Raw genomic sequence first — 14,522 nt, forward strand, 5'->3', positions numbered from 1 at the left:
CTTATTTTCCTAACCACGGAAGTGGATTGACGGCCTGTCCCTGACGTCGGATTTCAAAATAGAGCGACGGGGTACCGCGGCCACCACTGGTGCCCACCAGCGCGATAGGCTGTCCTGCCTTCACCTGCGTACCTACGCTCACCAACGCACTTTGGTTGTAGCCATACAGACTCATATCGCCTTTACCGTGTTCCAGCACCACGACCAGACCATAGCCCTGTAACCAGTCGGCCATCAGCACACGACCGTCAGCGATAGCTTTCACCTCGGTGCCTTCCCGCGCATCAATCACCAGCCCTTTCCAGCGCAGTTCACCCTGTAACTGTTCACCAAAGCGGTGTTCAATACGTCCGCGTACTGGCCACAAGGCCTGTCCGCCCGCGCGACCCAGTCCACCGGTGCGGGCCACCAGTTCGCGTTCGCTCTGGGTTGGCTGATAGCTGGAACCTTTGGCTTTCGCCTGGGCCTGACGCTGACGCACTTTTTCCGCCTCACGCGCTTCACGGGCTGCGCGCTCGCGCGCCTCGCGTTCCGCACGGGCGATTTTATCCTGCAGGCGGCTTTCGTTTTGACGCATCTCAACCAGATCGGCCTGATCTTTTTCCAGCGCACTTTCCAGTGACGTCAGGGTCTTTTTACGCGCTTCGCTCGCCTGTTGCAGCTTCTGCTGCTGGCCCTGCTGCTGCGCTAACAAATCTTTCTGCTGCTGCTGTTTCTGCTCCAGCGATGCGCGTTGCTGATCTAAATCCTGACGTGTCTTTTGCAGCGATTCGATACTTTTCTGGCGGGCAGCATTCAGATAACCGAAATAGGCCAGAATACGCTCACTGCGCTGGCTCTCTTCACCGCCCATCAAGAGCTGTACACCGTTGTGCTTACCCTGGCGAAATGCCGCATCAAGTTGCTCTGAAAGCAGGCTTTCCTGACGAGTTTGCTGTTTTTCAAGACGGGCAATAGAAGAAGCGAGTTGTTTGATTTCGTCATTCAGGGCGGTAAGACTATTGCGTGTGTCACGTAGCTGTCGACTCGCCTGAGCAATGATTTTTTCCTGGCTCTGCAGCTGGTCGAGTAATTTGCTACGCTGCACCTTCTGCGCTTTGACGCTTTTCTCTTTCTCAGCAATGTTTTGCTGAATGGACTGCAGTTGAGATTTGCTGTCTTCTGCACTCCGGGCAACAGCAGGCAATAACAGTGCCCCCGCACAAAGCAGGCTAAGGGAGAGGCTGGACAAGTGTATGAACAACGGCAGGTTATCGCCGTTGGGACGGGTCCTTGTGTGCGAAACGGTTGTTTTTCCCTTCATAGGCCAATGATTATTCCACGATGAACCGCCGCTTACCAGTGCTCCCCACTGGCATTTGCTTTTCCAGTTATGTCCACTTTCGCAATGGCATGGATTAAGCCTTACGCCATTTTTGCTATTCAGCCACTTTTTTTGGAAAATGGCGCACAAATCGATACTCTGGCCGCATAGCATCTGTACATGCGAAGTGGCGCAGGTATACTCAGAACCCTTGTTTTAGCTTATTAGCCCGGTCTGGAGTCGTTACCCCTCATGCAAGAAATTATGCAGTTTGCAAGCAATCACCCCATCCTGAGTCTGGCATGGGTCGTTTTACTCGTTCTGGTGATTGTGACTACCGTTAAAGGAATGTTCTCTAAGGTAAAAACGATCAGCCGCGGTGAAGCAACCCGCCTGATTAACAAAGAGGACGCGGTAGTGGTAGACGTGCGTTCGCGTGACGATTTCCGCAGAGGGCATATTTCAGGTGCGCTGAATGTGGCAGCCGCTGAGATTAAAAAAGGCAACATCGACGAACTGGCAAAGCATAAAGCGCAGCCCATAATTGTGGTGTGTGCAACGGGACAAAGCGCGGGTGATTCTGCTGCGCATCTGAGCGCTGCTGGCTTTGAGCAGGTTTCAGTACTGAAAGATGGTATCAGTGGCTGGAGCGGCGAAAATCTGCCATTAGTTCGCGGTAAATAAACTCACAGAGGTGCTGATCATGGCAAATGTTGAAATGTATACCAAGGCTACCTGCCCTTATTGCCATCGGGCGAAGGCGCTGTTAACGCAAAAAGGCGTATCGTTTCAGGAGATCCCCATCGATGGAGACACGGCGAAACGCGAAGAAATGATAAAACGTAGCGGTCGCACCACCGTGCCTCAGATTTTTATTGATGCACTGCACATTGGCGGCTGCGACGACTTATTCGCACTCGATAACCGCGAAGGTTTAGATCCACTACTGCAGGCGTAACTTTACGCCGGATAATCTCATAAATAGGATTTGGTCACATGTCAGAACAAAACACTAACGAAATGCAATTCCAGATTCAGCGCGTATTCACCAAAGATATCTCTTTTGAAGCGCCCAATGCCCCGCAGGTTTTCCAGAAAGAGTGGGAACCGGACGTAAAACTGGATCTGGACACTGCATCTTCTCAGCTGGCTGACGAAGTTTACGAAGTGGTACTTCGTGTGACTGTAACCGCCACTGTGGGCGAAGAGACGGCTTTCCTGTGTGAAGTTCAGCAGGCTGGTATCTTCACCATTAGCGGGATCGAAGGAACGCAGATGGCACATTGCCTGGGTGCATACTGCCCGAACATCCTGTTCCCGTATGCACGCGAATGCATTACCAGTCTGGTATCACGTGGTACGTTCCCGCAGCTGAACCTGGCACCGGTTAACTTTGATGCGCTGTTCATGAACTACCTTCAGCAGCAGCAAGGCGAAGAAGGTGCAGCACCCCATCAGGATGCCTGATGACAACTCACGCTTCGATTAGCGTCATCGGTGCCGGTTCCTACGGCACCGCTTTGGCGATTACGCTGGCCCGTAATGGCCATCCGGTGCTGCTATGGGGACATAACCCGGCGCATCTGGCGCAACTTCAGAATGACCGCTGCAACACTGCTTTTCTGCCTGATGTCCCGTTCCCCGACAATCTTTCCCTTGAACCTGATCTGACCAAAGCTATTGCTGCCAGCCGCGACTTATTGATCGTGGTGCCGAGTCATGTGTTTGGCGATGTGCTGCAGCAGATCAAGCCTCATCTGCAGCCAGACTCGCGAATTGTCTGGGCGACCAAAGGACTGGAAAAAGAGACAGGCCGTTTGCTGCAGGATGTGGCGCGTGAAATCGTAGGTGATGCTATTCCGCTGGCCGTGATCTCCGGGCCGACCTTTGCGAAAGAGCTGGCAGCGGGCTTACCGACCGCTATCGCGCTGGCCGCAACGGATGCGCAGTTTGCTGACGACCTGCAGCAGAAGCTGCACTGTGGTAAAAGCTTCCGTGTTTATAACAACCCTGATTTTGTCGGCGTACAACTGGGTGGCGCGGTGAAAAACGTGATCGCTATCGGTGCCGGGATCTCTGACGGGATTGGTTTTGGCGCGAATGCGCGCACCGCACTGATCACTCGTGGTCTGGCAGAGATGAGCCGCTTAGGCGCAGCGTTGGGTGCCGATCCTACGACCTTTATGGGCATGGCAGGCCTGGGCGATCTGGTGCTGACATGTACCGATAATCAGTCGCGTAACCGACGTTTTGGCATGATGCTGGGCCAGGGCGAAGATGTAGATAGCGCGCAACGCATTATCGGACAAGTTGTAGAAGGCTACAGAAATACTAAAGAAGTCAAAGCACTGGCTGCACGTCTGGGCGTTGAAATGCCGATCACCGAGCAGATTTATCAGGTGCTGTATTGCGAAAAACCGGCGAGAGATGCAGCATTGAGCCTGCTGGGACGAACAAGGAAGGACGAAAACAGCACTGGCTAACGCAGGACGCGTAGCATCATCACCTGCAGCGCCCACTCAGGCGCTTTTTTTATCGGGAGAAAGCAGCAATGTCGTCTGATGAGTTAGAACTGGTCTGGAATAATATCAAAGCAGAAGCGCGCGCGCTGGCTGATTGTGAGCCGATGCTGGCCAGCTTCTTCCACGCGACATTGCTCAAGCATGAAAATCTCGGTAGCGCACTGAGTTATATGCTGGCTAATAAACTGGCTAACCCGATTATGCCCGCCATCGCCATTCGTGAAATCGTTGAAGAAGCTTACCGTGAAGATCCGTCGCTGATTATGTCAGCGGCCTACGATATTCAGGCCGTGCGTCAGCGCGATCCGGCAGTCGATAAATACTCCACGCCGCTGCTCTACCTCAAAGGTTTTCACGCCTTGCAGGCCTACCGCATTGGCCACTGGCTGTGGAATGAAGGCCGGCGTGCACTGGCGGTTTATCTGCAGAATGAAATCTCCGTCTCTTTTGCCGTCGATATTCATCCCGCTGCCAACATCGGCCACGGCATCATGCTCGACCATGCCACTGGCATTGTAATTGGCGAAACCGCCGTAGTTGAGCATGATGTCTCGATTCTGCAATCGGTGACCCTGGGCGGAACCGGTAAAACCAGCGGCGACCGTCATCCTAAAATTCGTGAAGGAGTGATGATTGGTGCCGGTGCGAAAGTACTCGGCAATATTGAAGTCGGCAAGGGAGCAAAAATCGGTGCTGGTTCTGTGGTTTTACAACCCGTGCCGCCGCATACCACCGCAGCAGGCGTACCCGCGCGTATCGTCGGTAAGCCAGGCAGTGAAAAGCCGTCGATGGATATGGATCAGCACTTCAATGGCAGCCTGGCCGGTTTTCAGTTTGGCGACGGTATCTAGTCTTTAACCAGCGCGCCCGCGTAATCCAGCTGGCGCCACGCTTCATAAACCACAACCGATACAGCATTCGACAAATTCATACTACGGCTTTCGGGTCTCATCGGGATGCGGATTTTTTGCTGTGCCGGTAACGCGGCCAGAATCTCAGCGGGCAGTCCACGGCTCTCCGGTCCAAACAGCAAATAATCCCCCGCCTGATAGGCGACGGCACTGTGCGCAGGTGTTCCCTTGGTCGTCAGCGCAAACAGACGCTCAGGCGACTCGCTGGCGACAAACGCCTGATAGTCAGCATGGAATTTAATGGCCGTAAATTCGTGGTAATCCAGCCCGGCGCGACGTAAACGCTTGTCATCCCAGGCAAAGCCGAGCGGCTGAATCAGATGAAGCTGGAAGCCCGTATTAGCGCACAGGCGAATGATGTTGCCGGTATTCGGCGGAATTTCTGGTTCAAACAAGACAATATTAAGCATAAGGCCCCCGATGACAGGGGCCGAAGCATAGCAAATTATTGACGGCCGGAGGAGTAGAGCGGCAACCAGAGGGTCAGACGCAGGCCGCCCAATGGGCTGTCATCGGCTTTAACCCAGCCGCGATGTTGCTGCACCGCGGTTTCGACAATCGCCAGACCGAGACCAGTGCCGCCTGATTCGCGATCGCGTGCTTCATCGGTACGGTAGAAGGGACGGAAAATCTGTTCACGATCTTCCGGACTTACGCCAGGACCATCATCATCAACATGTACCGTAATACCGGAAATATCCACGGAGAAGCTGACGCTAATGTGCGTGTGTGAATAGCGCAGCGCATTGCGCACGATATTTTCCAGCGCACTCTCCAGCGCATGAGGGTTGCCATAAAGCGGCCATGGCCCCGGCGGATAGGGGATATCCATCTTCTTGCCCATCTGCTCAGCTTCGAAACGGGCATCTTCCAGCACGCCATTCCACAACTGATTCGCCTTCATCGCTTCGCTGACCAGCGCATTTTTATGCTGGGTGCGCGAGAGCACCAGCAGATCGTTAATCATGCCGTCAAGTCGCTGTGCTTCCATCTCAATGCGGGCCAGCTCCTTACCTTCACCCTGTCGCCGACGCAGCAGCGCGGTAGCCAGTTGCAGGCGGGTAAGCGGGGTACGCAGTTCATGGCTGATATCCGATAACAGGCGTTGCTGACCGGTCATCATCCGTTCCAGCGCACTGACCATCTGGTTAAAGCTGGAACCCGCGGCCAGAAACTCCTGCGGACCTGACTCCAGTTCCGGATGCTGACGCAGGTTTCCACTTGCGACTTCATCGGCGGCATATTTCAGCTTACGTGCCGGGCGTGCCAGGCTCCATGCCAGCCACAGCAGCAGCGGTGAGCTGATCAGCATGGTGACGATAAGCAGCAATAATGGACGGTCAAACAGCAGATTGACAAAATCGAGCTGGGAACTGTTGGCGGGACGGATCATGTAAAGCTGGTAGTTATCTTCGCCATCCCGGACGGCAAAAGGCCCTACCAGCTCAACGCGACCATATTTCTTCTTTTGTGGATGATCGGCATTGTCAGACTGGCCGATAAAATTGCGGATAACCTGCATTTCATTATGTTGCGCGCCGATCACCCGACCTTCACTGGTTACTAACAGCAGCCGCTGACCCGGCGGTGCCCACTTTTCCACAGCCCGAAACAGGCGACGCCACCACATCAGATCGTTAGGGGGATCCTGTGACAGCTCTGCTTCGACGTGTTGCTCAATCATGATGCCCTGCCGCTGTTCACTCTCCAGCAGCGAGGTCATCTGTCGTGAATCAAGTTTGGGCACCATTAACACCAGCATCAACACCAGCGCCAGCGTTAACCAGAAGATAGCGAAGATACGGGTGGTCAGACTTCCAATCATGATGCCGAAACCATCAGATAGCCGCGGCCACGTAACGTTTTAAACCAGGGGTGACCGTCACGGCGCTCAGGCAGCTTGCGACGCAGATTCGAGATATGCATATCAATGGCACGGTCAAAAGGTGTCAGGCGTTTGCCCAGCACTTCCTGACTCAGATGTTCACGCGACACGACCTGGCCCAGATGCTGCGCCAGCAGGTAGAGCAGGGTGAACTCAGTACCGGTAAGATCCAGCGTGACATCATCAAAACTGGCCTCCTGACGGCCGGGATTGAGACGCAGGCAGTCCACTTCCAGCGTAGGTGAGCTGTTATCATGTTGCTGCTGCTGTTCACTCCAGTTTGAGCGCCGCAAAATAGCGCGGATACGCGCCACCAGTTCGCGATCGTTAAACGGCTTAGGCAGATAGTCATCTGCACCCAGTTCGAGGCCCAGAACGCGATCCAGCTCGCTTCCGCGCGCCGTTAGCATGATGACGGGGGTTTGATGTTGCTGGCGCAGTTCTTTCAGGGTGTCGATACCGTTTTTCTTCGGCATCATGACATCCAGTAAAAGCAAATCAATAGAGTTATCGAGCAGGTTCAGTGCTTGTTCACCATCACTGGCGACCACCACTTCAAACCCTTCCATTTCTAACAGTTCTTTTAAAAGCGAAGTTAATTCGCGGTCGTCATCTACCAACAGGATTTTATTCATTTTTGTAGCCCTCCGCAGGCAAAATACCGTGTTCCTGGCGCACCTATCCATCGCTTTACGTAGTTTTACACCCCCTGACGGATGTTTGCAGCTGTCGCCGTACACTGGCTCTCGTTGAATCGCAAAACGGAACGAACTGGAGTACACGATGCGCAAATTAACCGCCGTCGTCCTTGCCTCAGCGATGGCTCTGAGTGTCGCCAGCGCAGATGCTAAAGATGCGACGACGATTGACGAGATGCATCATGGCGGATTGCCGACAGGCAGTATGACGCAAAATCCGCAAAGCCACATGTTCGACGGTATCGAGCTGACTGAAGAGCAACGTCAGCAGATGCGTGACCTGATGCAACAGGCCCGACATGATCGCCCGGTCGTTCATATTGATGATATCGCAGCACTCCATGAGTTAGTGACTGCAGACCAGTTTAATGAAGCGGCCATCCGTCAGAAGGCGGAAGTTATCGCCAGAGTTCAGGTTGAACAGCAGGTCGAGATGGCGCGCGTACAGAATCAAATGTTTCAGCTGCTAACGCCGGCCCAGCAGTCCACGTTACAGAAGAATTACCAGCGGCGACTTAATGAGCTGCGACAGTTTTCGAATTTGCAGTCAGCGTCATCGCTGCAGGCAGTGAGTAGTACCAGCAGTAACCAGTAACATAGTATCCCTGTTTTCCTTGCCATAGACACATCCCTGTCTTCCCCCGCCATGATGGTGGGGGTTTTTTTTTATCTTTTTTTCACTTTTTTTATTTTGACAGGAATCATCACCTATCAATAAAACATCCGTTTTATTAGCGCGTATCGAGATTTATTACATCAGATTCATCGATTTCTTATTATTTGCGTCACGGCGTAAATTTAAACGGACCGGCAATCGTTCTGCTGACTGTAAAATATTATAACTCGCTGAAATTAAATGAATTACAGGTGGTCTCTGAGGTTTTTGTTCATATCTTTCAACCAGATAAAATCCCCGCGTTACGCTTGCCGGTTCAGGCGCATCACCTAGACTAAATCCTGTCACTGCAGGGAAGTTAAGTGTCTTTGCGAAGTCTCAGGGAGCAGCAACCACATTATGTAGTCCTGAATGAAACTATTAACGGAGTAAGTTATGGCAGAGCATCGTGGTGGTTCAGGTAATTTCGCAGATAATCCGCAAAAAGCGTCTGAAGCTGGCAAAAAAGGTGGACAGAACAGCGGCGGCGGGAACTTCAAAAACGATCGTGAAAAGGCATCAGAAGCCGGGAAAAAAGGCGGTAAAAAGTAGTTGCCGATCTTTTCTCAGCATCGGCCAGTCGCTAAGTATGGTCTGGCAATGATGTGTATGACACTTTGCCCCGTCCTCCAAAGGTCGGGGCTTGTTATTTTTGCCTGCTTTACTTAATACCCCTGCGTTTCTCAAATGAGCCTGATCCGGAAAATCACCCGTTAAGCACAGCCCGCCTCCTGGTGTTAAACTTCAGCCATTCATCCATTTAAGTGCGCATCCTCACTGATAGCGCATAGGGAATCTGGCATGCAACCCTCTTATGGCCGACTGGTAAAGCGTGCTGCGCTCGCTGCCACCATTCTTGCGTCTGTGCTTTTAATAGTGAAAATTTTTGCCTGGTGGTACACCGGTTCGGTGAGTTTACTGGCCTCACTGGTCGACTCACTGGTGGATATCGCCGCCTCGCTGACCAATCTGCTGGTCGTGCGTTATGCGCTGCAGCCTGCCGATGAAGATCACACGTTCGGGCACGGCAAAGCGGAGTCGCTGGCGGCCCTGGCGCAAAGCATGTTTATTTCCGGTTCGGCGCTATTTCTGTTTCTGACCGGCCTGCAGCATCTGGCAACGCCCAATGAGTTGCGGGCGCCAGGTGTCGGAATTGTGGTGACCGTTGTGGCACTGACTTCAACGCTGGTGCTGGTCGCCTTTCAGCGCTGGGTGGTGCGTAGAACCCGCAGTCAGGCGATTCGGGCTGACATGCTGCACTATCAGTCGGACGTCATCATGAATGGCGCCATTTTGATTGCGCTGGTGCTGAGCAGCTATGGCTTTGCCCGTGCGGATGCCCTGTTCGCCCTGGGGATTGGTGTTTTCATTCTCTATAGCGCATTACGGATGGGCTACGAAGCGGTGCAGTCATTGCTGGATCGCGCGTTACCGGAAGAGGAGCGGCAGCAAATCCTGACGCTGGCAACAAACTGGCCGCAGGTGCAGGGCGTTCACGATCTGCGAACGCGCCAGTCCGGCCCGACCAAATTTATTCAGTTGCATCTGGAACTGGAAGATCAGCTGCCACTGGTGCAGGCGCATCGGGTAGCCGATCAGGTTGAGAAGGCGTTACGCAAAGAATTTCCCGGTTCAGATGTAATTATCCATCAGGATCCCTGTTCTGTGGTACCGTTCGAGACGAAAGATTCTTTAGGTTTTTAACGTAAATGAATCAAATCGATACGTCAGGGATGACGTATCGCTAACATCGCTGCAAAAAATAGTGAAAAGTTGTCTGACCTGAATCAATTCAGCAGCAGGCCTTTGATATACTATCTGCCATCACATGTCGCGCTGGTCGTAAAAGTGAAAGTCAGCAGCGATCGACAGGCAGGATTAACCCTTAGTTTTGAACAATCCAGAGGTTGTCATGATCAAAAAAATTGGTGTATTAACCAGCGGCGGTGACGCCCCAGGCATGAACGCAGCTATTCGTGGAGTGGTTCGTTCCGCGCTGAGTGAAGGACTGGAAGTTTTTGGGATCTATGACGGTTATCTGGGATTGTACGAAGATCGCATGATCAATCTTGATCGCTACAGCGTCTCCGACATGATTAACCGCGGCGGCACTTTCCTGGGCTCAGCGCGTTTCCCTGAGTTCCGTAATGAAGATGTGCGCCAGGTCGCCATTGAGAACATGAAAAAGCGCGGCATCGATGCGCTGGTAGTGATTGGGGGTGACGGTTCCTACATGGGGGCTAAGCGCCTGACTGAAATGGGCTTCCCCTGCATTGGTCTGCCTGGCACCATCGACAATGACGTGGCCGGAACGGATTACACCATCGGCTATTTCACTGCACTGGAAACCGTGGTTGAAGCGATTGACCGCCTGCGTGACACCTCTTCCTCGCATCAGCGTATCTCAATTGTTGAAGTGATGGGCCGCTACTGTGGCGATTTGACCCTGGCGGCGGCGATTGCCGGTGGCTGTGAGTTCATCGTGCTGCCAGAATTCCCGTACACCCGCGAAGAGCTGGTAGCGGAAATTAAAGCGGGCATCGCCAAAGGTAAAAAGCACGCTATCGTGGCGATTACCGAGCACATCTGCGATATCGACGATCTGGCGCGTTTCATTGAAACAGAAACCAAACGTGAAACCCGTTCGACCGTTCTGGGCCATATTCAGCGTGGCGGTGCACCTTGTGCGTATGACCGTATCCTGGCGTCACGTATGGGAGCTTACTCTATTGAATTGCTGATGCAGGGTTACGGCGGCCGTTGCGTCGGCATTCAGAACGAGAAGATGGTGCATCACGACATCGTTGACGCGATTGAAAACATGAAGCGCCCGTTCAAGCGTGACTGGCTTGATACTGCAAAAAAACTCTATTAGTTCTGTTGCGGGGTGTGCTGCACAGCATGCCCCCTGCATTCTCGTTCGATATTCCCCAAAGTTATAACCGCTTATTTTTAATTCTTTTAGCTCTGTAATAGTTTATGTCACGCTGAGCCCATAACGACATTGGGAGAGTGCGTAATGAACAAGTGGAGTATCGGCGTTACCCTGTTGCTGGCCTCAACCAGCGTTCTGGCGAAAGACATTCAGCTGTTAAACGTTTCCTACGATCCAACCCGTGAGCTGTACGAACAGTACAACAAAGCGTTCAGTGCGTACTACAAACAGGAAACCGGGGATAATGTCGTGGTCCGTCAGTCGCATGGCGGTTCCGGTAAACAGGCGACCTCAGTGATTAATGGCATCCGTGCGGATGTCGTCACACTGGCGTTGCAATCGGATGTCGATGCTATTGCAGAACGCGGTCGTATTGATAAGAACTGGATTCAGCGTCTGCCTGATAACTCTGCGCCTTACACGTCCACCATTGTCTTCCTGGTCCGCAAAGATAATCCCAGGGGCATCCATGACTGGAGCGACCTGATCAAACCAGGCGTGTCCGTGATTACCCCTAACCCGAAAACCTCCGGCGGCGCACGCTGGAACTATCTGGCAGCCTGGGGCTGGGCGCTGGATCATAACAATGGTGATCAGGCCAAAGCGCTGGCGTACGTCAGAGCGCTGTTTAAAAACGTTGAAGTGCAGGATTCTGGCGCGCGCGGCGCAACTAACACCTTCGTTGAACGCGGGATTGGTGATGTACTGATCGCCTGGGAAAACGAAGCCTATCTGGCGGTTAACAAGCTGGGTAAAGACAAGTTCGAGATTGTCACCCCGAGCGAATCAATTCTGGCTGAACCGACCGTGTCAGTAGTTGATAAAGTGGTAGATGAAAAGGAAACGCGTAAAGTCGCAGACGCTTATCTGAAATACCTTTATTCGCCAGAAGGTCAGACTATCGCGGCACAAAACTACTATCGTCCGCGTGATGCTGAAATCGCGAAGAAATTCGCCAGCCAGTTTGCGCCAGTGAAACTGTTTACCATTCAGGATAAATTTGGTGGCTGGGCACAGGCCCAGAAAGCCCACTTCGCCGATGGCGGCAGCTATGACCAGGTCATGAAACCGTAATACGTTGCGGTCAGTCCATCCCTGCGCTGACCGCTTATCCGCAACAATCCCATCTTTCTCTCTTCGCTGCCCGGCCACTGGGTTAGCCGCCCGAATTCCCCGTGACATTCCTTTCTCCCCAGGCGAGGATGCAGGCTGCTAAACCATTCAGGAAGCGTTGTTATGCCGACAAATCGTCGTGCAACCAGTCTGGTTGCGGTTCTGCTGGTGCTGGTCATTGCGGGGATATTGGTTGCCGCACTGCATTTCAAAAAAAACAGTGATGCGCTGTGGCAGATTGTCAGCGAGAAATGTGTGCCTCATCAGCGGAGCAGCGGAGACCCTGCGCCCTGTCAGCGTGTCGATCAGCAGCATCGCTATGCCATGCTGAAGGATATGCATGGTCCATTGCAGTATCTGCTGATACCGCTCGACAAAATCACCGGCATCGAAAGCCCACGGTTACTGCAACCCGCAACGCCCAACTACTTTGCTCTTGCGTGGCATGAACGAATCCTGCTTGCACAACGACGCGGCTCACCCATTGATGATCGGGTTCTGTCACTGGCCATCAATTCACAGTATGGCCGGACGCAGAACCAGCTCCATATTCATCTCTCCTGTCTGCGACCCGACGTGCGTAAGCAACTGGATCAGCTGACACCGCAGCTTAGTGGGCAGTGGCAGGCCATCACGTTAATTAAGCACCGCTACTGGCTGCGAGCCCTTACGGCAGATGAGCTGACTCAGCAGAGTGCATTTATCCGGCTGGCCGATGAGCGACCAGAAGCTCGCACAGAGATGGGAAAATATGGGCTGGCACTGGCTGAGTTAAGCGATGGGCGACTGGTGCTGATGGCGATAGAGCGGAACTGGCTGCTGCTGAACAGTGGCTCGGCGGAGGAGTTGCAGGATCACGCCTGTGAGCTGATTGCGCCCATAAAAAAGGCGGCTTAAGCGCCGCCTTTGATCGGTACGTTAATGCTAGGCGCTTTTTGCAGCCGCCGCAGCTTTAACGATCACTGCGAAAGCATCTGCTTTCAGTGACGCACCGCCAACCAGCGCGCCATCGATATCAGGCTGAGTGAACAGCTCAGCAGCATTCTTATCGTTCACTGAACCGCCATACTGGATAATGACCTGTTCTGCGATAGCCGCATCTTTCTTCGCGATATGATCACGAATGAATTTGTGCACGGCCTGTGCCTGAGCAGGGGTCGCCGATTTTCCGGTACCGATGGCCCAGACTGGCTCATACGCGATGACCGCATCTTTGAACGCTTCGGCACCCTGGGTTTCCAGCACGGCATCCAGCTGACGAGCGCAGACTTCTTCGGTTTTACCCGCTTCGTTTTCTGCTTCGGTTTCACCAATGCACAGCACAGGAATCAGACCCACTGACTTCAGAACCGCGTATTTCTTCGCGATGAACTCGTCGCTCTCTTTGTGGTAAGTGCGGCGTTCTGAGTGACCGATAATGATGTATTTCGCACCGATATCTTTCAGCATTTCTGCGGAAACTTCACCGGTAAATGCACCAGACAGGTTAACGTCCACGTTCTGCGCACCCAGTGCGATGTGGCTACCGGAGATGGCGTGTTTTGCCTGCTCAAGATAGAGCGCTGGCGGTGCAATGGCGACGCCACAACCCTCTACGCCAGACAGTTCTTTGCGCAAGCCCGCGATCAGTTCAGCTGTGATCTGCTTGCTGCCATTCAACTTCCAGTTACCCATAACCAGTGGATGTCGCATTCTATCCTCCGCATAAAGCGATACATGAAAAATCACTGCCAGCTGGCAGCATTGTCTGCCAGACAGTATAGAGATCAAATGTAGCGATGGCTTTGCTTTTCGTCATTTTCAGCCACATCTTCAGGGGTTCGCGAGTGCCAGTTTTACCGGCTCAACGGCAAAGGTCAGCCCCTTGTCACCGTTGTCAGCCACCACAAAACGGAGCGCGCCGTCGACCTGCGCAAAGTAGGGCAAATCCTTACCTTCCTTCAGCAAACCTTCCAGCTTTTTACGCCCCTCATCGGCGCTGAGTCCCGGTACAAAGAAGCGCAGCATGGCCGTCATGTAGGCCAGCGCTTTTTGCTGCGAGGCGCTCTGATCCGGTCCTGGCAAGGGCAGCCAGGTAATTTGCAGCGTCTTGATTTTGCCGGTACCGGGTTCCAGTGCGGTAGATGCATAGAGCGTTTCATTGATTTTGCTGGCAGCGCGCGTCAGGTTACTTTTGTCACCCCGATTATCAATCGCGCGATATTCCGGCAGCATCAGCGTCGCATTGGCCAGATTATACTTTTCGCGAAACTGGCCGATAGTCATATCAAAGGTGGGAGCACCCGCCAGCAGATAGGGCGCGGTAGGCAAGGCTTCGGGCCGTTCCTGCGGTGGCGGATCGGCGGCAAAGACCGGAACCGTCAGCGCAAATGATAACAGCAGCGCGCCAGGCAAATTCTTCATTTTGTCGATCCTAACCCGTAAACTCAGGCGCAAATTAAAACGGTTTTTATCCGCGAGGTCAAAAGCGCGGCGGTTCTCTTCTCTCTGGATGATAATG

The 14,522-nt window shown here is 53.2% G+C and carries 17 protein-coding genes; 11 read left to right on the forward strand and 6 right to left on the reverse strand.

The genetic code is table 11. The annotated features are described in order from the left end of the window. Position 1: 1 nt before the first annotated feature. Positions 2-1,303, reverse strand: coding sequence for a murein hydrolase activator EnvC (envC, locus tag ACR8BF_RS00670; RefSeq protein WP_434745427.1), 1,302 nt, complete (start codon positions 1,301-1,303; stop codon positions 2-4). 252 nt (positions 1,304-1,555) lie between these two features. Between envC and ACR8BF_RS00675 the strand changes: the two genes are divergently transcribed. The 5 genes from ACR8BF_RS00675 (at position 1,556) to cysE (ending at position 4,676) form a co-directional block, all read left to right on the forward strand. Next, entirely contained in the window at positions 1,556-1,987 is a 432-nt protein-coding gene (locus tag ACR8BF_RS00675; protein WP_109653815.1) for a rhodanese-like domain-containing protein, read from the forward strand. Positions 1,988-2,006: 19 nt separating this feature from the next. Then, positions 2,007-2,261 carry a glutaredoxin 3 gene (grxC, locus tag ACR8BF_RS00680; protein WP_179899238.1) on the forward strand — a complete coding sequence of 85 codons (255 nt, stop codon included), beginning with the start codon at positions 2,007-2,009 and terminating at the stop codon, positions 2,259-2,261. Between the two features lie 38 nt (positions 2,262-2,299). Beyond that, a complete protein-coding gene (gene secB, locus ACR8BF_RS00685; RefSeq protein WP_179899239.1) occupies positions 2,300-2,770 on the forward strand; it encodes a protein-export chaperone SecB in 471 nt (156 codons plus the stop codon). Further along, positions 2,770-3,786 (forward strand): NAD(P)H-dependent glycerol-3-phosphate dehydrogenase, encoded by a 1,017-nt coding sequence (gene gpsA, locus ACR8BF_RS00690; RefSeq protein ID WP_179899240.1) that lies wholly within the window; start codon positions 2,770-2,772, stop codon positions 3,784-3,786. The genes secB and gpsA overlap by 1 nt, the downstream gene beginning before the upstream one ends. A 68-nt stretch (positions 3,787-3,854) precedes the next feature. After that, a complete protein-coding gene (gene cysE / locus ACR8BF_RS00695; protein WP_179899241.1) occupies positions 3,855-4,676 on the forward strand; it encodes a serine O-acetyltransferase in 822 nt (273 codons plus the stop codon). Here cysE and trmL read toward each other — a convergent pair. From trmL to cpxR, 3 genes are read right to left on the reverse strand one after another with little or no spacing between them, the layout of a single operon-like run. Next, complete coding sequence (trmL, locus tag ACR8BF_RS00700; protein WP_313701162.1) at positions 4,673-5,146, reverse strand: tRNA (uridine(34)/cytosine(34)/5-carboxymethylaminomethyluridine(34)-2'-O)-methyltransferase TrmL; 474 nt, start codon at positions 5,144-5,146, stop codon at positions 4,673-4,675. The two genes, cysE and trmL, sit on opposite strands and share 4 nt — an antisense overlap. Positions 5,147-5,181: 35 nt before the next feature. Continuing rightward, positions 5,182-6,561, reverse strand: a complete 1,380-nt coding sequence (gene cpxA / locus ACR8BF_RS00705; protein WP_179899243.1) for an envelope stress sensor histidine kinase CpxA — start codon at positions 6,559-6,561, stop codon at positions 5,182-5,184. Further along, positions 6,558-7,256 carry an envelope stress response regulator transcription factor CpxR gene (gene cpxR, locus ACR8BF_RS00710; protein WP_009088062.1) on the reverse strand — a complete coding sequence of 233 codons (699 nt, stop codon included), beginning with the start codon at positions 7,254-7,256 and terminating at the stop codon, positions 6,558-6,560. The genes cpxA and cpxR overlap by 4 nt, the downstream gene beginning before the upstream one ends. A gap of 148 nt (positions 7,257-7,404) precedes the next feature. Here cpxR and cpxP point away from each other — a divergent pair, with 148 nt between their 5' ends. From cpxP to ACR8BF_RS00740, 6 genes are all read left to right on the forward strand, one after another. Next, the gene (cpxP, locus tag ACR8BF_RS00715) at positions 7,405-7,914 is read left to right on the forward strand and encodes a cell-envelope stress modulator CpxP (RefSeq protein WP_136196533.1); all 510 of its coding nucleotides are present in this window, start codon (positions 7,405-7,407) and stop codon (positions 7,912-7,914) included. 456 nt (positions 7,915-8,370) lie between these two features. Further along, positions 8,371-8,526: a general stress protein gene (locus tag ACR8BF_RS00720; RefSeq protein WP_003851267.1), complete on the forward strand. Its 156-nt coding sequence runs from the start codon at positions 8,371-8,373 to the stop codon at positions 8,524-8,526. Between the two features lie 249 nt (positions 8,527-8,775). After that, positions 8,776-9,678, forward strand: coding sequence for a CDF family cation-efflux transporter FieF (fieF, locus tag ACR8BF_RS00725; protein ID WP_434745428.1), 903 nt, complete (start codon positions 8,776-8,778; stop codon positions 9,676-9,678). 208 nt (positions 9,679-9,886) lie between these two features. Beyond that, a complete protein-coding gene (gene pfkA / locus ACR8BF_RS00730; protein ID WP_003851263.1) occupies positions 9,887-10,849 on the forward strand; it encodes a 6-phosphofructokinase in 963 nt (320 codons plus the stop codon). A 144-nt stretch (positions 10,850-10,993) separates the two neighbouring features. Continuing rightward, a complete protein-coding gene (locus tag ACR8BF_RS00735) occupies positions 10,994-11,983 on the forward strand; it encodes a sulfate ABC transporter substrate-binding protein (RefSeq protein WP_434745429.1) in 990 nt (329 codons plus the stop codon). A gap of 162 nt (positions 11,984-12,145) precedes the next feature. After that, positions 12,146-12,919 carry a CDP-diacylglycerol diphosphatase gene (locus tag ACR8BF_RS00740; RefSeq protein WP_434745430.1) on the forward strand — a complete coding sequence of 258 codons (774 nt, stop codon included), beginning with the start codon at positions 12,146-12,148 and terminating at the stop codon, positions 12,917-12,919. Positions 12,920-12,946: 27 nt separating this feature from the next. On the opposite strand, the gene tpiA is transcribed toward ACR8BF_RS00740, so the two are convergent. Together tpiA and ACR8BF_RS00750 are read right to left on the reverse strand one after the other, a co-directional pair. Further along, entirely contained in the window at positions 12,947-13,714 is a 768-nt protein-coding gene (gene tpiA, locus ACR8BF_RS00745) for a triose-phosphate isomerase (protein WP_090967193.1), read from the reverse strand. 120 nt (positions 13,715-13,834) lie between these two features. Continuing rightward, complete coding sequence (locus ACR8BF_RS00750) at positions 13,835-14,425, reverse strand: DUF1454 family protein (protein WP_179899249.1); 591 nt, start codon at positions 14,423-14,425, stop codon at positions 13,835-13,837. Positions 14,426-14,522: the final 97 nt, after the last annotated feature.

The organism is Candidatus Pantoea rara, assembly GCF_051136265.1.
Classification (GTDB): Bacteria; Pseudomonadota; Gammaproteobacteria; order Enterobacterales; family Enterobacteriaceae; genus Pantoea; species Pantoea rara.